Here is an 18,525-nt window from a genome sequence, read left to right on the forward strand (position 1 = left end):
TTAGCAACAGGAGGTGTTGCTGAATATATATCCATGTTCATGGATTAAGTCCCCACTTGTTTTTAGGTGGGAACTAAATTAAGGCTTATAGGATCGCTTGGTAAGGCTGTGTTAGCCGGATGCTTACGAATGGTTAGCTTTTCGACCAAATAGTCGATAAATACACGTACAGCAGGTAATAAACCACGGCGTGATGGATAGACGGCATGGAAAATACCATGCGGTGCGTGCCAGTCGGGTAAAACACGAACCAATTCACCCGATGCAACATAATCTTCAACAATCGTGTCAGGCAACAACACAATGCCACAATTTTGTCGTGCCAATTGCGCTAGCATCATTAAATCTGAACCCATGACTGTAGGGTTGACCTTAATTTTTTTCGGTTGCTGTTGTTGATCATGCACAACCATGTATTGATCTAAATGCTCATCCGACATGCTTAAAATTTTATGATGACTTAAATCTTCAGGTTTTTTCAAATCGCCAAATTCATTCAAATAAGCCTGACTGGCAAATAGATGTTGTTCGATGTTGCTGAATTTGCGAATCACCAAACTTGGATCATCATCTAAATTTGAGCGGACACGCAGGGCAATGTCGATCCCTTCGTTGACGATATCGACACGACGGTTGCTGACAATTAGCTGTACTTTAATTTCAGGGTAGGCTTTCAAAAACTCAGGCAAGATTTTGGCAATTTCATTTTGTGCAATTGAAACAGGTAAGCTGACTTTAATTACACCACGCGGTTGAATACTTAGGTGATCGACCAAGTCGTGCGCGGCTTGGGCAGCATTCATCATTACTTGCGCATGCCGATACACATTCATACCAATTTCTGTGACCGCAAAATGACGTGAGCTGCGCTGAATTAAACGCACACCTAAGCGTTCTTCTAGGTTGTGTACGCGTCGGCTAAGTTTGGATTTTGGAATATCGGTGGCGCGTTCTGCTGCACTAAATCCACCATGTTCGACCACTTGGGCAAAACAATAAAAATCATCCAGATCTGTAAGCATGACTAAATTCCATTTATGCAACAATACTTAAATTAAAGTGGCATCGTTGCATGTTGTCAATCTTTAATTGTGCTTTATTGCTGTGCTTTTTTGCAGAATCTCTAAAACTTGTCGGTATTCTTCTAAACGGGCTAAATCACGTGCTGTAGGATTGGGAATCCGCGTTAAATTCATGTTGTCTTGCACATCTGCAATTTTTACAGCACAGGCAAGCGGGTTTTGTGCAGTACGCATAGCCGCTTGAACACGAGTTTCATGCGGCAGTTTGGTGAGCGCCTGAATTGCTTGAATAATATGCGTTTGAAATCCTAAATTTTGCAGGTCTTGTGCTGTGGTGTGGGTATCTTCAAGAATGTCGTGCAGTACAGCGACAATTTGCTGATCGGGCTGTTGTAATTGCAACATTACACGTAAGGGATGCAAAATATAAGGCTGACCGCCTTTATCTAGCTGCCCTGTATGTTGTTGTACTGCAAGTGTAATTGCATTTTCTAGAGTTGCCATAAGTATAATTAAAAAAATTTCTATAATTATAAGCCGTGCTTAGCGCAAAATATAGAAATTGCTTGTTATGATGCAAACAGATTTTATGTTTATCTATTTTACTATTGGTGATGCTGCTCTATGCCATATCAACTCATTGAACTGAATACGCCTGCGACTGAAAATTTGCTTTGCCCACATTGCCAACATGCTGTTATTGATTGGGCAGAAGAACAATATATTCAGCCTTGCGAGCATACTTTGTTTGTCGCAATGGATTTGGGTTTTGAATATGCCTCAGATGTATTTGAACAAAGCATGCCACGCAGTGTCGATGAAATTCATGCACATGATGATCAGTTGGATATGTGGCAAGAACTGACTTCAAGTCGTTATCCGCAATATTTGATTTATAAAACGGATTTAGGCGTGCAAGGTTTATCTCGCTATGTTGGATTTACCGCGGCTTAATTGCACTTAACTTAGAGAGTCTAAGATATAAAAATAGGGAAATTCAAAAGCTGAATTTCCCTATATTTTGATGGATTAGATATTTTTTCTGCGTTTAGCTCTCCATATCTTCTTCTATTTCATCATCGGCACTGTCCATTCCTAATTCTTTGAGTTTTCGCGTCAAAGTATTACGTCCCCAACCCAATAATTCAGCGGCATGACGTTTACGTCCACGGGTTTGTTGCAGTGCAGCATTAATTAAGGTGCGTTCAAACATTGGAATGGCGATATCCAGAAGTTTCATCTCGCCATTTTTTAACTTTTGTACTGCCCATTGCCCAAGTAATTCATCCCAATGCTGCATAGATACCCGATCTGCCACATGAAGCGCAGAATGTTCGGCTAATTTTTCAATTGGAATTTGCTTGAGTTCGGTTGGTAAATCTTCAGGATAGACCTCACGTCCTGTAATCATCACGGTAAGCCAGCGACAAGTGTTTTCCAATTGGCGCACGTTACCTTGCCACGGCAATTGCTGCATATATTCGACTGTTTCAGGACGCAATATTTTTGGACTCACGCCTAATTCTTTGCCTGCACGTGCCAAAAAGTGCTGTGCCAACATTGGAATATCTTCACTGCGATGCGCCAGTTTAGGAATATGAATCCGAATGACGTTCAGGCGATGATATAAGTCTTCACGGAAGCGTCCATCTTGTACCAGTTTTTCCAAATCCTGATGTGTTGCTGCGACAATCCGTACATCCACTTTGACAGCAATATGTCCACCAACCCGATAAAATTCACCATCTGCCAAGACGCGCAATAAGCGGGTTTGGGTTTCAAAAGGCATATCACCAATTTCATCTAAAAACAAGGTGCCGCCGTTGGCTTGTTCAAAGCGTCCCTGACGTTGTGTATTGGCACCTGTAAATGCACCTTTTTCATGTCCAAAAAGTTCGGTTTCAATCAAATCTTTCGGAATGGCTGCCATATTCAGCGCAATAAATGGTTTGCTGCTACGCGGTGAGTGGCGATGCAGTGCATGCGCCACCAACTCTTTGCCTGTACCTGATTCACCATTAATGAGCACAGTAATGTGTGATTGCGATAAACGACCAATCGCACGAAACACTTCCTGCATGGCAGGCGATTCACCAATAATTTCTGTCGATTGAATTGGCTGCACTGTCGATTTTGCAGATTCTTGCTGTTGTAGTTTGGTGATATGCAAAATTGCACGATTGACTAAAGCAAGTGCTTCATCAATATCAAAAGGCTTGGGTAGGTATTCAAATGCACCTGTTTGATAGCTAGATACTGCCGATTCTAAATCGGAGTGCGCAGTCATAATAATCACAGGCAAGTCGGGATAACTGACTTTGACTTTGCCAAGAAAAGTTAAACCATCAATTCCAGGCATGCGAATGTCGGTCAAAATTACATCGGGTGCATCTTGGTTTAACTCATCTAGTGCAGACTGTGCTTCTTCAAAACTGGTGACTTCAAAACCTTCTTCTCTAAAAGTTTTTTCCAGTACCCAGCGCATTGCACGGTCATCATCAATCACCCAAATTTTATTTCGCGACATGACTCGCCTCCCAAGGTAAATATAAGCTAAATATTGTTTTTCCTGGAATGGATTGGCATTCAATCATTCCGTTATGTTGATGCATAATATTTTGTGCGATGCTCAAACCAAGTCCTGTACCGTTTGCGCGTCCAGTCACCAATGGATAAAACACGGATTCTAAAATGTCTTCAGGTACGCCTGGGCCGTTATCTTCAATATCAACACGTACGGTAGAACGATTCAGCACACCATTAATGGTAACCAAGCGTTGAATACGAGTTCTTAAAATCAATTCAGGTCGATGCTCGGTAAAGAAATCGGGATGTTCGGTCATGGCTTGTACTGCATTGGCGCAAATATTCAGCATGACTTGAATCAATTGATCGCGGTCTGCCATGACTTCAGGTAAAGAAAGGTCATAATCACGGATAATATTTATTTTGTTTTTAGTTTGATTGACGATCAGGCTGCGCACCCGTTCTAAAGGTTCGTGAATATTGACCAGTTCATAGCTTGGTAGTTGGCGTGAGCCGAGCATGGTATCGGCCAAGTTTCTTAAACGATCTACCTCGCTAATAATAATGTCGGTAAATTCATCATATTTCGGGTCATTTAAACTTCGTGCTAACAGTTGTGTCGCACCACGAATTCCTGCAAGCGGGTTTTTAATTTCATGTGCCACACCACGAATCAGCTGACGTGCGACTTGATGCTGTTGAATAAAGTTTTCTTCTTTGGAAATTTTGAGCATCCGATCAATCGGATTCAATTCAATCAGCAAAAGAGGATGATAAGGCTTGCCTGCATTTAACTGTGATGCAGTGTAATCGACATGAATATCTTTAAAATTGACATTAATGGTCGCTTCACGGCGGGTGTAGGGTTGACCAGTTTTGATGGTATTCAGGAAAGCCTCTTGCGTATTGAACTCATCATCAGGCATGTGCAGCAAATTTAAAACGGGTTGCCCCGAAGCGCGAATTAAACTGATATCAAACAATGCTTCACAAGACGAGTTTAAATAAAAAATATTCAGGTCACGATCAACCAGTAAAATTGCGGTGCTGAGGTTATCCACCAAAAGACGATAGTCAATGCTCTGGGTCTGATCCATTCGTGAATGCTTCCTGTATGAAATATTGTGCAAGGGCATTGTCATCTGTCAGCCATGTTCCAAATTTGGATCGAATTGAGGCGAATTAAGCAAAATGCACGCCAACTTTTCGTTTTTAGTGCATTTATCACTGAAGAATCGGAAAAATGCGCAGGAACTGGACTGAATTTTCAAGATATAACGGATAACAGAAACACTGTAAATAAAAAATGCATTAAAATGGTGCAATATTTAAATCATTCAGCCTGAATGGTTGTATTTTGGTGCATTATGCAAAGAGTCGGCTATTTCTCTATTTTTATGCAAAGAAAAGTCATACAATACGCGCATTCTAGTGGAGTGCAGATTCTATGAAATCCCCCAAAGTCGGTTTTGTTTCTTTAGGTTGTCCTAAGGCATTGGTAGATTCCGAACGAATTTTAACTCAGTTAAAAACTGAAGGTTATGATGTCGCATCTGATTATGAAGGTGCTGACTTAGTTGTTGTCAATACATGTGGTTTTATTGAATCTGCAGTACAAGAGTCCTTAGACGCGATTGGCGAAGCCATGAATGCCAATGGTCGTGTCATTGTGACAGGTTGCTTGGGTAAAGATGAAGATAAAATTCGTCAAATGCATCCCAACGTATTAAAAGTGACTGGCGCGGCTGCTTATCAGGACGTGATGGAAGCGGTGCATCAATATGTTCCTGAGCCACCAAAACATAATCCATTTATTGATTTGGTACCTGAACAAGGCATTCGTTTGACGCCTAAACATTATGCCTATCTTAAAATTTCAGAAGGCTGTAACCATCGCTGTACTTTCTGCATCATTCCAAGCATGCGTGGCGATTTAGTTTCGCGTCCTGTGGGTTCGGTATTAGAAGAAGCTGCGGCACTGAAACGTGCAGGCGTAAAAGAAGTATTGGTAATTTCTCAAGATACTTCTGCCTACGGCGTAGATACCAAATACAAATTGGACTTTTGGAACGGTCAGCCTGTTAAAACCAAATTCTATGATATGTGTGAAGCCTTAGGGCAATTGGGTATTTGGGTGCGTTTGCACTATGTCTATCCATATCCGCATGTGGATGCTGTAATTGATTTAATGGCACAAGGCAAAATTTTGCCTTATTTGGATATTCCATTCCAACATGCCAGCCCGAAAGTATTAAAGTTGATGAAGCGACCTGCGCACAGCGAAAACACGTTGGAGCGTTTAAAACTTTGGCGTGAAAAATGCCCTGAGCTGGTGATTCGTTCAACCTTTGTGGTGGGTTTTCCAGGCGAAACAGAAGAAGATTTCCAAATTTTGCTCGACTGGCTAAAAGAAGCGCAATTAGACCGTGTTGGTTGCTTTACTTATTCACCTGTTGAAGGTGCGGCAGCAAACGACTTGCCAGATCATGTGCCAGAAGAAATCAAGCAAGAACGCTATGAGCGTTTTATGCAGGTTCAGCAAGAAATTTCAGCAGCTAAACTGCAAAAACGTATTGGTCAAACCATGACCGTGTTGGTAGATGATTTGGAAGAAGAATTTCCAGTCGCAGTGGCACGTTCTTATGCAGATGCGCCAGAAATTGATGGCAACGTCTTTGTAGAAGATATTGACAAGAGCGTGATTAAAGCAGGTGATTTACTTGAAGTTGAAATTACCGATGCCGATGAATACGACTTATTTGCCAAGCTGATTCAGGTCAAATCTGCATAATGCTTTGCAGATTTGGATTGCTAGCTGTAAGCCATACAAATTGTAAAAAATTAAAGTTTAGAATTTAGAATTGGAGTAATGACAATGTTAGATTCAAAAAAGCCACGTTATGCACGTATCTTGTTGAAACTATCGGGTGAGGCACTTGCGGGTAATAAAGACATGGGGATTGATGCGCAAGTGCTCGATCAAATGTCTTTGGCAATTGCACACTTGGTCGGTTTAGGTGTGCAAGTGGGTATTGTTGTCGGTGGTGGTAACTTATACCGTGGCAGCCAATTACAAAAAGATGGTTTAGTCGGCCGTGTAACAGGCGACCAAATGGGTATGTTGGCAACGGTGATGAACGGTTTAGCCATGCGTGATGCCTTGGTGCGCCGTAACATCAAAACCCGTTTAATGTCTGCATTGCCTATTGGTACAGTGGTTGAGTCTTACTCAAGCCGTGATGCGATTCGTCACCTGACTCAAGGTGAAGTGTGTGTGTTCGTTGCGGGTACAGGCAATCCATTCTTTACCACAGATACAGCAGCATGTTTACGTGGTATCGAAATCGAAGCTAACTTGATCTTAAAAGCGACCAAAGTAGATGGCGTATATAACAAAGATCCAAGCAAATACGAAGATGCGGTGAAATATGACACACTTACATTTGACCAGGTGTTGGATGAAAAATTAGGTGTTATGGATTTAACTGCAATCTGCTTATGCCGCGATCACAATGTGCCGTTGCAAGTTTTTGATATGAATAAAGCAGGTGCATTGCTTTCTGTAGTGATGGGCGAAAAAGAAGGAACTCACGTTACGAACTAATGTACGTGAGCCACAAAGCTCTTTATACTACGGTTTAATTTAACCCTATATTTTGACTCAAATTTTAGAATACAGTAAGGAAGATCTTATGATTAACGATCTTAAAAAAGACAGCGAAGAACGTATGAGCAAGACTTTAGAGTCTTTAGAACATGGTTTTGCCAAAGTACGTACAGGTCGTGCACATCCATCAATTTTAAATGGTGTGATGGTTTCTTACTACGGTTCCGATGTGCCACTTAACCAAGTAGCCAACATTGGTGTAGAAGATTCACGTACCTTATTGGTTCAGCCATTTGAGCGTTCAATGGTGTCTGCAATTGATAAAGCAATTCGTGAGTCAGATTTGGGTCTAAACCCAATCACAGCCGATGCAATTCGTGTACCGCTTGCAGCATTGACTGAAGAAACTCGTCGTGACATGCAAAAAGTTGCGCGTTCTGAAGCAGAAAATGCCAAAGTTGCTATTCGTAACATCCGCCGTGATGTATTGGGCGACATCAAAGCATTATTGAAAGAAAAAGAAATTTCTGAAGATGATGAGCGCCGTGCAGCAGATGACATCCAAAAAATCACAGACAAATACGTTGCAGAAGTAGACAAGCGTCTTGCTGCAAAAGAAGCTGAGTTGATGAAGGTCTAATCAATGACCACATCGGAAGACAGCGCGTCTTTGCCAAAACATGTTGCCATCATTATGGATGGCAACAATCGTTTTGCAAAAAAAAATCAAATGCAAAAAGGGGAAGGACATCGCTCTGGTAAAGATGTACTTGACCCGATTGTTGAACATTGTAGAAAAAAACACATTCAAGCTTTAACCGTTTTTGCTTTTTCGAGTGAAAACTGGAATCGTCCGCAGTTTGAAGTGGATTTACTCATGCAATTGCTGGAAACCACAATTCATGAGCAATTACCACGCATGGAAAAATTCAATATTGCCTTACGTTTTATTGGTGACCGTTCACGTTTGTCGCCGCATTTGCGTGAGTTAATGTTGCATGCCGAACAAAGGACTGCTAATTTCAACAGCATGACACTCACAATTGCCATTAGTTATGGTGGTATGTGGGATATGGCACAAGCTGCAAAACAAATTGCTGCAGATGTTGTGGCGCATAAAATTGATATTGAACAAATAGATACACAACTTTTTGGTCAATATGTCAGTCTGGCAGACCTACCACCTGTCGATCTGTTGATTCGTACAGGTGGCGATTTTAGATTGTCCAACTTTTTACTTTGGCAAGCTGCGTATGCTGAATTGTATTTTACCCAAACCTTGTGGCCTGAATTTAGCATAGAAGAATTTGACGATGCACTGGCAGTATTTGGTGGTCGCGAACGTCGTTTTGGTAAAACTTCTGAGCAAATTCAACAAGAGAAAATTGAGAATTAATACATGTTAGAGCGGATTATTACCGCATTGGTATTGGTTGCTGTGGTGTTGAGTTGTATGTTTGCAACTCAGTCGCACTATCCAATGTTTATGCTGATGATTGTTGCAGCAGGGGTTGCGGGCTATGAGTGGTTCAAACTCATGCCAAGAAAAACTAAATATGTCCTCAAACCTGTGGCTTGGGGCTTTGGTGTATTGACTGCCGCTTTGGCAGCAATGGCACTTTATTTTAGTGATATTGCCTTGTTACTTTGGGCAGCTTCTATTTTGACATGGTTACTCAGTATTTATTGGGTCAAGTCTTATCCAGAATACGATGCATGGTATAACCCAAGCTTAAGTTTTATTGGTTTTATTCTAATTTCTGCTGCGGTCACTGCAATTTTTTCCGTATGGAATAGTTCGCCGTGGTGGTTAATGTACTTGTTCTTGTTGGTTTGGGGTGCAGACTCAGGTGCTTATTTTGTTGGGCGTAAACTGGGCAAGAAAAAACTTGCACCGAATGTCAGTCCAAACAAATCAGTAGAAGGCTTATATGGCGGTGTTTTTACTGCCATGCTAATCGTGATTGTTGTTGAAGTGGTGTATTTAGACCTGACTTTGGCACAACATATTTTATTCCTGATTCTTTCGGTGATTACGGTATTTAGCTCGGTATTGGGCGATTTATTTGAATCCATGATCAAACGCCGTGCAGGTATTAAAGACTCTGGGCGCGTCTTGCCAGGTCATGGTGGTGTGCTAGATCGGATTGATTCTTTGCTTGCAGCAGCTCCAATTTTTGCTGCGGGTATGTATGTTTTAAAACTTATTGGCGTAGATTTATAAATGTCACAAGCTGTTTGTATCTTGGGTGTGACAGGTTCAATTGGACAAAGCACCCTAAAAGTACTGCAACAACATCCAGAGCAGTATTCAGTTTTTGCCGTGACGGCGCACAGCCGAATTCAAGAACTGGTTCAAATATGCAAACAGTACCATCCTAAAATTGTGGTTGTACCTGCGTCAAAAGTTGATGAGTTACAGCAATCACTTGCACAGCAACATATTTCTGAAATTGAAATTCTAAGCGATGAAGCGGGTCTAATCGCAGTTGCCGAACATCCTGAAGTGGATGTGGTAATGGCAGCCATTGTTGGTGCGGCAGGTTTGTTACCTACACTGGCTGCGGTTAAAGCGGGTAAACGCGTATTATTGGCCAATAAAGAAGCTTTGGTGATGTCGGGTGACATCATGATGCAGGCGGCACGTGAACATGGAGCTTTGTTATTGCCTGTAGATTCTGAACATAACGCGATTTTCCAATGTTTGCCTGAACATTATTTACAGGCTGAGCGGAATGGACAACCTAAGTTAGGTGTATCACAAATTTTACTGACTGCTTCGGGCGGCCCATTTTTAAACCACAGCCTAGAAGAACTGCAACACGTTACTCCTGCACAAGCTTGCAAACATCCAAATTGGTCTATGGGACAAAAAATTTCGGTAGATTCTGCAACCTTAATGAACAAAGGTTTGGAATTAATCGAAGCGTGTCATCTTTTTGCAATTTCAGAGCACTTTGTTACAGTGGTGGTGCATCCACAGAGTATTATTCATTCCATGGTTCAATATGTGGATGGTTCAACTTTGGCACAAATGGGTAATCCTGATATGTGTACGCCAATTGCGCATGCTTTGGCATGGCCGCAGCGTATCCAAACGCATGTTCCGCCTTTAGATTTGTTTGTCAATCATCAGCTTGATTTTCAAGCACCCGATACCACACGTTTTCCTGCGTTAAGTCTGGCACGTCAAGCCATGCAAGAAGGTGGTCTGGCGCCTGCTATTTTAAATGCAGCAAATGAAATTGCAGTTGCAGCATTCTTGCAGCAAAAAATTCGTTTTACTGAAATTGCGACAGTGGTTGAGCATACCTTGAACCAAATACAAAATTCAGCCGCAGAAAGCATTGAACTGATTTTGCAGGCAGACCAAAATGCTCGTGCTATTGCACAGTATTTTGTGTTGAATAAAGGAAGCTAAAGCATGAGTGCTCTATTTATTGTGGTTACAGCGATTCTTTTGCTAGGACCTTTAATTGCAATTCATGAATTTGGGCACTACTTTGTTGCACGTAAACTAGGTGTCAAAGTTTTGGTGTATTCCATCGGCTTTGGACCAACCATTTTAAAATGGACTTCCAAAAAATCAGGGATTCAATATCAGCTTTCGGCATTGCCTTTGGGTGGCTATGTCAAAATGCTAGATGAACGCGAAGAAAACGTTGCTGTAGAAGACCTACCTTATGCCTTTAACCGTCAGCATCCGTGGAAACGTATTGCGATTGTGGCAGCAGGTCCGTTAATCAACCTGATTTTTGCCATATTATTGTTCTGGCTATTATTTTTACCCTCTCAAGAACAGTTGAATACCCGTGTGGGTAAGGTACTGGCAGATACACCTGCGGCGGCAGCGCAAATGCAAGTAGGTGATAAGATTACCGCCATTGATGGTACGCCTGTGACGACATGGGAAAAGCTGAACTTTGCCTTGGTAGATCGTGTAGGTGAAACAGGCAAGATCCAGGTACAGGCGGAACGCGCAGGTGAAATCAAAACATTTAGCTTACCCATTCAAAATTTCTTAAATGATCAATCCCAATCACCTTTAGATATCTTGGGTTTTACACCGTATCGCCCACAAATTCCTGCAATTGTCAGTAAGTTAAGTGAAGATGGTGCGGCCATTCGTCAAGGTATGCAAGTCGGCGATCAAATTATTGCGATTGATGGCGTCAAAATGAATGACTGGTACGATGTGGTACAAGTTGTTCAAGCATCGCCAGAAAAATTACTGAAAGTAGATGTGCTGCGTAACAATCAAGTACAGCAACTGGAAGTGATGCCGCAAGGCAAACGTGACAATATGGGCAATGTTTCGGGTGTATTGGGTGTGCAAAGTGATCCTGGAAAAATTGTCATTCCAGAAGATTTTAAGCAAACCATTCAATACAGCCCGAGTGAAGCTTTATTTATGGCGGTAGATAAAACAGGTCAGCTGTCTAGCATGATTCTGAATTCTATTGTCAAAATGGTACGTGGTTTAATTGGTTTAGATAACTTATCAGGCCCAATTACTATTGCCAAAGTCGCAGGGCAAAGTGCGGAAATGGGGTGGCAAACTTTTATTTCCTTTATGGCACTTATGAGCGTAAGCTTAGGAATTCTAAATTTATTGCCAATTCCAATGTTGGATGGCGGGCATTTAGTTTATTATTTTATCGAGCTGATTCGTGGAAAACCTGTTTCTGAACAAATACAATTAGTTGGTTTAAAAATTGGTATGGTACTGCTTGGAAGTATGATGCTCCTTGCATTATTTAATGACATTATGCGTTTATAACAACGTAGATACGAAATAAATTTAACACTGGAAAAGACTGGCATGCAGCACACACATTTATTTATGCCCTTGGCACTGGTTAGTGCAATGGCGGCAACACAACAAGTATATGCAGCAGATGAATTTATTGCGCGAGATATAAAAATAGATGGTCTTGTTCGTTTAACGCCAGCCAATGTCTATGGAATGATTCCAGTGAATAGTGGTGATCGTGTCAATGAAGCAGTGTTGGCCAATGCGATTCGTTCACTCTATGCCACAGGTTTGTTTGATGACATTCAGGCCAGTCGTGAAGCCGACACTTTAGTGTTTAAAGTGGTTGAGCGCCCAATCATTTCTAAGGTTGAATTTAAAGGCAATAAACTGATTCCAAAAGAAGCGTTGGAAGATGGTTTAAAGAAAATGGGTGTGGCTGAGGGTGAAGTGCTGAAAAAGTCAGCACTACAAACTTTAGAATCTGAGCTTGAACAGCAGTATATGCAGCAAGGTCGTTATGATGCAGATGTACGCGTCATTACCACAGCACGCCCAAATAACCGTGTAGATTTAACCGTAGAATTTGTTGAAGGCAAAGCCGCCAAAGTGGTAGATATCAACATCATTGGCAATACGGTATTTAAAGATAGCGATATTAAGCAGGCGTTTGCTGTTAAAGAAAGTAGCTGGAGTTCGATTGTTACCCGTAATGACCGTTATGCACGCGAAAAAATGGCAGCAAGCTTGGAAGCATTACGTGCTCTATACCTCAACAAAGGTTACATCAACTTCAATATCACCAATTCAAGTTTGAACTTGAGCGAAGATAAAAAACATATCTTTGTTGAAGTGTCTGTAGATGAAGGTGAGCAATTTAAGTTTGGTGAGAGTAAATTCTTGGGTGATGCTTTATATAAGCCTGAAGAACTGACCGCACTGCAAATTTACAAAGACGGTGAAACTTATTCACAAGAAAAAGTGAATGCAGTAAAACAATTATTGCTGCGTAAATATGGTAATGCAGGCTATTACTATGCCGAAGTCAATATTGTTCCGCAAATTGACAAAGAAACTAAACTGGTAGATTTAAACTACTACATCAACCCAGGTCAGCAAGTTACAGTGCGTCGTATTAACTTCGCTGGTAACAGTAAAACCGCCGATGAAGTACTGCGTCGTGAAATGCGTCAAATGGAAGGTGCATTGGCAAGCAATGAAAAAATTGATTTGTCTAAAGTCCGTTTAGAGCGTACAGGTTTCTTTAAAACCGTTGATGTCAAGCCTGTGCGTATTCCAAATGTGCCAGACCAAATTGACTTAAATGTAAATGTAGAAGAACAGCACTCAGGTACAAGTACTTTAGCGGTAGGTTTCTCGCAAAGCGGTGGTGTGACGTTCCAAGCTGGTTTAAGCCAAACTAACTTCTTAGGTACGGGTAATTCGGTTTCGATTGATTTATCACGTTCTGAAACACAAGATTACTATAACCTGAGTGTGACTGATCCATACTTCACGATTGATGGTGTGCGTCGTGGTTACAACATGTACTACCGTAAAACCAAGTTAGATGATAACTATAACGTTAACAACTATGTGACTGACAGTTTCGGTGGTGGAATTAACTTCGGTTACCCAATTGATGAAAACCAAAGCATTAGTGCAGGTTTAAACATTGATCAGACCGAAGTAACCACAGGTCCTTATGTTTCGACTTATGTTCGAGACTATTTGTTGGCTAATGGAGGATCTCATACCAGCATAAGTCAATACTGTACTAATGGTACATGGAAATTCAATGAAGCTACTAAATCAAATGATTGTGTGGATGAAAATGATAATGTTTTACCAACTACTCCGTACCAAGATAAGTTTAAAGGCGATTTTTTAACCTATAATTTAAATTTAGGCTGGTCATATAATACCTTAAACCGTCCAATTTTCCCAACCAATGGTATGTCACACCGTGTGAATGCAGAAATTGCCTTACCAGGCAGTGATGTCGAGTTCCAAAAAGTGACCTATGATGCACAGGCATATTTCCCATTAGGTCAAGACTTTGTTTTACGTGGCTACGGTAAGTTAGGTTTTGGTAATGATTTACCGTTCTATAAAAACTTCTATGCAGGTGGTTATGGCTCGGTACGTGGTTATGATAATAGTACTTTGGGACCTAAATATCCTGGAGTTGAGTTCCAAGAGCGCATGAACATCGATCCTTTGCGCAATAAGCAAGACCCTTCTTTTGAGGAAGTGGGTGGTAATGCTTTAGTACAGTTTGGTACGGAACTGGCTTTACCTGTACCATTTAAAGGGGATTGGACACGTCAAGTTCGCCCAGTGATTTTTGCAGAAGGTGCACAAGTTTTTGATACGCAGTGTGATGTTCCACATGGTAATTTAACTATTAATGGTGTGGATATCGATGCTAAAAAGTACTGTAAAGACAACTACGGCTTTGACTTCGGTGAAGTGCGTTATAGCGTGGGTGTAGGCTTTACTTGGATCACCATGATTGGTCCATTATCACTCAGTTATGCATATCCGTTAAATGATAAACAAGGCGATGACACTAAAAATATCCAATTCGAAATTGGTCGTACTTTCTAAGTATGACCACTTTTTGGGTAGCATAAATACAGGATAGAAATATGAAAAAAACAATATTGAGTTTGGCATTGTTGGGTTTATCTACAATGGCTGCAGTAGCACATGCTGCAGGCTATGGTGTAGTAAGTTTAGAGCGTGTTGTAGAAAATAGCAGTTATTTAAAACAGCAAAATTTGGCGTTACAGCAGTCGGTCAAACCACAAACCAGCAAACTTGAGCAATTGGCAAAAGAATTAGAAGCTATGCAGCAGCGTGCGCAGCAATCTAATAATTTATCTGATGCTGAAAAGCAAAAAATGAATACTCAGTTTCAAGCGAAATTGAAAGAATTTAATGGTTTGCAACAAGTAGTGCAAACTCGTGTTCAGTCAGAATTGCACAAAATTAACGATGGTTTTGAAACTCGTTTAAAGCAAGTTGCTGAACAATTGCGTAAAGAAAATGGTTTAGATGTGGTTTTGAATAAAAACTCAGCACTTGCCTATGACCCGAAGTATGATTTAACTGATAAAATGATCCAAAAGGTCAACGTACTTAAATAATCAATGAGTTCCCAATATTATCGCTTAGAAGAAATTGCTGGTTTAGTTCAAGGTCAATACATTGGACAAGCCGACTTACGTTTGCAAGGTTTGGCAAGCCTTGAGTCTGCTCAGGCGCATCAACTTGCATTCGTGAATGGCGATAAATATTTAGCGCAAGCACGTAGCTCCCAAGCGGGAGCTTTCATTGTGACCGCTTCACTACAAGCCGAGTTAGACAATCATCACAACTTTATTGTGGTCGATAATCCGTATTTAGCTTTTGCAATTTTAACCCATGTATTTGAGCGTAAGCATACGCAACGTGGTATAGAAAGCACAGCCCAAATCCATCCATCAGCCATCATCGCCGATAGTGCCTATATTGGTCATTACGTCGTAATTGGTGAAAATTGTGTGGTGGGTGACAATACGATTGTACAATCGCATTGTAAAATAGATGACTTTGTTGAAATTGGTCAACAGTGTTTTATTGATTCACATGTGACGCTAACAGGCGAAGCCAAGCTTGGGCATCGCGTGCGTATACATGCCAATACCGTAATTGGTAGTGAAGGCTTTGGCTTTGCACCTTATCAAGGCAAATGGCACCGTATTGCACAGCTGGGTTCGGTGATTATTGGTAATGACGTTCGTATTGGCTCGAATTGCAGCGTAGATCGCGGTGCACTAAATGATACAATTTTGGAAGATGGTGTCATTATTGATAACCTTGTGCAAATCGCACATAACGTCAAATTAGGTGCTCATACGGCCATTGCAGCAAAAACTGCCGTGGCTGGAAGTGTGACAATTGGCAAAAACTGTATCATTGGTGGTGGAAGTGCAATTTCAGGGCACTTAAATATTGCTGATAATGTGACTTTGACAGGAATGTCAATGGTCACAAATAATATTTCTGAATCAGGAAAATATTCGTCAGGTATAGGCTTGTTTGAAAATCAAAAGTGGAAACGTACTGTTGTGCGCCTCAGACAATTAGCAGATGTGCCATTGACCCAATTGGTGAAAAGACTTGATGATATGCAATCTCAAATTGAGTCCCTTGAATCAACTTTTAAATTGCGTAAATAATTATGATGACTGAGTCGAATTCTAGCACCTTCACTAAACCTGAATTGCCAATGCACATTCAAACCATTCGTGAATATTTACCCCATCGCTATCCGTTTTTATTGGTAGACCGTATTGTAGAAGTCACTGATAACGGTATCGTGGGTTATAAAAACGTATCTATCAATGAAGAATTCTTGCAAGGACACTTCCCGAATTATCCGATCATGCCGGGTGTTTTAATCGTTGAAGCGATGGCACAAGTGTCGGGTATTTTAGGTTTTATCATGAATAATGAGAAACCGAGCGCAGGTTCTTTGTTCCTTTTTGCAGGCGCAGAAAAAGTTCGATTTAAAAAACAAGTCGTTGCAGGCGATCAACTTGTATTAAAATCTGAATTAGTTATGCAAAAACGAGGCATTTACAAATATAATTGTATCGCCACCGTTGATGGCGTCGTCGCAGCAACCGCGGAAATTATGGTTTCGCATCAGAAAACAGAGCAAGCATGAGCAATAACCCACTCATTCACCCAACCGCTATTATTGACTCATCTGCAGTAATCGCTTCAGATGTCACGATTGGTCCATACTGTATTATTGGCCCAAATGTAACGATTGGTGAGGGTACAAAACTTCATTCGCATGTGGTGATTGGTGGTTACACCCGTATTGGTCAGCACAATGAAATTTTCCAGTTCGCCAGCGTAGGTGAGGTCTGTCAGGACTTAAAATATGCAGGTGAGGAAACTTGGCTAGAAATTGGTGATCACAACAAAATTCGTGAACACTGCAGTTTGCATCGTGGTACGGTGCAAGACAATAGCCTGACCAAAATTGGTAGTCACAACTTACTTATGGTCAATACGCATATCGCACATGACTGTATGGTGGGTGATCACAATATTTTTGCCAATAACGTGGGTGTGGCAGGTCATGTGCATGTTGGGGATTATGTGGTTGTCGGTGGAAACTCTGGTATTCACCAATTCTGTAAAATTGACTCTTATAGCATGATTGGTGGTGCATCGCTCATTCTTAAAGATGTGCCTGCGTATGTCATGGTTTCTGGTAATCCTGCACATGCATTTGCAATGAATGTGGAAGGAATGCGTCGTAAAGGCTGGTCGAAGGATGTGATTCAAGGTCTTCGTGAAGCCTTTAAACTCATTTACAAATCTGGATTAACCACTGAGCAAGCCATTCAGCAAATTCGCATTGATATTTTGCCAAATGTGGCAGAAGCGCAGCGTTTAATTGATTCTTTAGAGCAATCTGAACGTGGTATTGTGCGTTAAGCTTTGAGTTTGTCGAATGCGGCAAGCTTCAGAATATTAAAAGACATCCTCGGATGTCTTTTTTATTGGCTTATTTAAAGAATCTTGCTTCTTCAGACTTTGGGTATTGGCTCAGAATTTTACTTTTGTATTGCGCTGCCAAAGCAGGTTTGTGATCTACATCTTGCGCAATACTATATAAACGATATAGGGCACTTGATGCTTTTGCAGATTGAGGGTACTTGGTTGCCACAATTTCAAAATTCTTTTTGGCTTCGCTGTAATTGGTCGGTTCAATCGCTAAATTAAACTCAGCTAACCAAAAATAAGCATTGCTGATATACACACTGTTTGGGTGGTTTTTAATAAAGTTTTGCATGGGTGCAATGGCTTTTTTAGCACCACCTTGTTTATAGGCATCCAATGCAACAGTATAGGCTGCTTTTTCTAGCTCAATATTGGTATTTAAACCTTGAGCTGTTGGGCTAACATGCGTTGTATTTTGCGCAGATTGCGGGGCATTGCTATTTAACTGGTTGTTGCTGGTGACTGGGTGCAGTATCCTTTTGGTTATCCTCCTCAGCGGTAGGAGTAGATTCAGGGTCTATTTTTTGCTGGAGCAGTTCTAGACGTTGATCTAAATCGGTATAGCGATTTTGCAATTCATGTTTGAGCTGCGCAATTTCATTGTCTTGTTCTTCAATTTTGCCGCGTAACTGGCGGATGTCATTTTCAAGTTGCTGGTTTTTTTGCATCAACTGCCAATTGATATTGGTGGGTACATTGGCAGTTGCCATATTACTCGTTGCAATCGCAGGGCTATTGGCATACCTAGCACTGCTTTGGCTGAGATTGTGGCTTTCAATTGGAATATTGGCAAATATAGGCGTTGAGCACAGTAGGGCAAGAGCACAAAGTGCATGCTTTTTTAGCATAATTGAACATCCATCTTAATCTTGTGTAGGTGAGTCCTTGTAAGCATATTGAACTCAACCTGTTGATTTGGTCATTTTCCACATTTAAAACGTCCACGCGTGGAATTGCAATAAGCTTTTACAAACTTATCATCAATCTCAGCGCAATATGGGTAAATCTAGGATTTAAATCTCGAAATAATTTTATGATGGGTTAGTTAG

At 41.1% G+C, this 18,525-nt stretch carries 17 protein-coding genes and 1 pseudogene; 13 read left to right on the forward strand and 5 right to left on the reverse strand.

The window, feature by feature from the left end:
* Positions 1–62: 62 nt before the first annotated feature.
* Positions 63–1,022 (reverse strand): LysR substrate-binding domain-containing protein, encoded by a 960-nt coding sequence (locus FTU35_RS09435; RefSeq protein WP_154320781.1) that lies wholly within the window; start codon positions 1,020–1,022, stop codon positions 63–65.
* A 63-nt stretch (positions 1,023–1,085) separates the two neighbouring features.
* On the reverse strand, positions 1,086–1,526 hold the full coding sequence (locus FTU35_RS09440; RefSeq protein ID WP_136143954.1) for an HD domain-containing protein: 441 nt from the start codon (positions 1,524–1,526) through the stop codon (positions 1,086–1,088).
* A 120-nt stretch (positions 1,527–1,646) separates the two neighbouring features.
* On the opposite strand from FTU35_RS09440, the gene FTU35_RS09445 reads away from it, so the two are divergent.
* Entirely contained in the window at positions 1,647–1,976 is a 330-nt protein-coding gene (locus FTU35_RS09445) for a hypothetical protein (RefSeq protein ID WP_004976724.1), read from the forward strand.
* Positions 1,977–2,070: 94 nt separating this feature from the next.
* Here FTU35_RS09445 and glnG read toward each other — a convergent pair whose 3' ends face one another.
* Both glnG and glnL read right to left on the reverse strand, forming a co-directional pair.
* Positions 2,071–3,549, reverse strand: a complete 1,479-nt coding sequence (gene glnG, locus FTU35_RS09450; RefSeq protein WP_154320780.1) for a nitrogen regulation protein NR(I) — start codon at positions 3,547–3,549, stop codon at positions 2,071–2,073.
* The gene (gene glnL, locus FTU35_RS09455) at positions 3,536–4,645 is read right to left on the reverse strand and encodes a nitrogen regulation protein NR(II) (RefSeq protein ID WP_004976718.1); all 1,110 of its coding nucleotides are present in this window, start codon (positions 4,643–4,645) and stop codon (positions 3,536–3,538) included. The genes glnG and glnL overlap by 14 nt, the downstream gene beginning before the upstream one ends.
* 350 nt (positions 4,646–4,995) lie before the next feature.
* Between glnL and rimO the strand changes: the two genes are divergently transcribed.
* The 12 genes from rimO to lpxA all read left to right on the forward strand — a co-directional run bounded on the left by rimO (position 4,996) and on the right by lpxA (position 17,410).
* Entirely contained in the window at positions 4,996–6,339 is a 1,344-nt protein-coding gene (gene rimO, locus FTU35_RS09460) for a 30S ribosomal protein S12 methylthiotransferase RimO (RefSeq protein WP_096901422.1), read from the forward strand.
* Positions 6,340–6,423: 84 nt separating this feature from the next.
* Positions 6,424–7,152 (forward strand): UMP kinase, encoded by a 729-nt coding sequence (gene pyrH, locus FTU35_RS09465; RefSeq protein ID WP_004976712.1) that lies wholly within the window; start codon positions 6,424–6,426, stop codon positions 7,150–7,152.
* Positions 7,153–7,240: 88 nt separating this feature from the next.
* A complete protein-coding gene (gene frr, locus FTU35_RS09470) occupies positions 7,241–7,795 on the forward strand; it encodes a ribosome recycling factor (protein WP_004976711.1) in 555 nt (184 codons plus the stop codon).
* A 3-nt stretch (positions 7,796–7,798) separates the two neighbouring features.
* On the forward strand, positions 7,799–8,551 hold the full coding sequence (gene uppS / locus FTU35_RS09475; protein WP_004976709.1) for a polyprenyl diphosphate synthase: 753 nt from the start codon (positions 7,799–7,801) through the stop codon (positions 8,549–8,551).
* A gap of 3 nt (positions 8,552–8,554) precedes the next feature.
* Complete coding sequence (locus FTU35_RS09480) at positions 8,555–9,379, forward strand: CDP-archaeol synthase (protein ID WP_136143951.1); 825 nt, start codon at positions 8,555–8,557, stop codon at positions 9,377–9,379.
* Complete coding sequence (ispC, locus tag FTU35_RS09485) at positions 9,380–10,576, forward strand: 1-deoxy-D-xylulose-5-phosphate reductoisomerase (protein ID WP_154320779.1); 1,197 nt, start codon at positions 9,380–9,382, stop codon at positions 10,574–10,576.
* Between the two features lie 3 nt (positions 10,577–10,579).
* A complete protein-coding gene (gene rseP / locus FTU35_RS09490) occupies positions 10,580–11,935 on the forward strand; it encodes an RIP metalloprotease RseP (RefSeq protein ID WP_154320778.1) in 1,356 nt (451 codons plus the stop codon).
* Positions 11,936–12,121: 186 nt separating this feature from the next.
* A complete protein-coding gene (bamA, locus tag FTU35_RS09495; RefSeq protein WP_373686820.1) occupies positions 12,122–14,518 on the forward strand; it encodes an outer membrane protein assembly factor BamA in 2,397 nt (798 codons plus the stop codon).
* 41 nt (positions 14,519–14,559) lie between these two features.
* Positions 14,560–15,060: an OmpH family outer membrane protein gene (locus FTU35_RS09500; protein WP_167845973.1), complete on the forward strand. Its 501-nt coding sequence runs from the start codon at positions 14,560–14,562 to the stop codon at positions 15,058–15,060.
* 3 nt (positions 15,061–15,063) lie between these two features.
* A complete protein-coding gene (gene lpxD, locus FTU35_RS09505; protein ID WP_179991367.1) occupies positions 15,064–16,134 on the forward strand; it encodes a UDP-3-O-(3-hydroxymyristoyl)glucosamine N-acyltransferase in 1,071 nt (356 codons plus the stop codon).
* A 2-nt stretch (positions 16,135–16,136) separates the two neighbouring features.
* Positions 16,137–16,625 (forward strand): 3-hydroxyacyl-ACP dehydratase FabZ, encoded by a 489-nt coding sequence (gene fabZ, locus FTU35_RS09510; RefSeq protein ID WP_004976697.1) that lies wholly within the window; start codon positions 16,137–16,139, stop codon positions 16,623–16,625.
* A complete protein-coding gene (lpxA, locus tag FTU35_RS09515) occupies positions 16,622–17,410 on the forward strand; it encodes an acyl-ACP--UDP-N-acetylglucosamine O-acyltransferase (protein ID WP_004976696.1) in 789 nt (262 codons plus the stop codon). Before fabZ ends, lpxA begins: the two co-directional genes overlap by 4 nt.
* Positions 17,411–17,480: 70 nt before the next feature.
* Here lpxA and FTU35_RS09520 read toward each other — a convergent pair.
* Positions 17,481–18,327, reverse strand: a pseudogene (locus FTU35_RS09520) (YbgF trimerization domain-containing protein).
* Between the last annotated feature and the right edge of the window lie 198 nt (positions 18,328–18,525).

The sequence above is a fragment of the Acinetobacter sp. YH12095 genome (genome assembly GCF_013419245.1).
In the GTDB taxonomy this organism is placed as follows: domain Bacteria; phylum Pseudomonadota; class Gammaproteobacteria; order Pseudomonadales; family Moraxellaceae; genus Acinetobacter; species Acinetobacter towneri.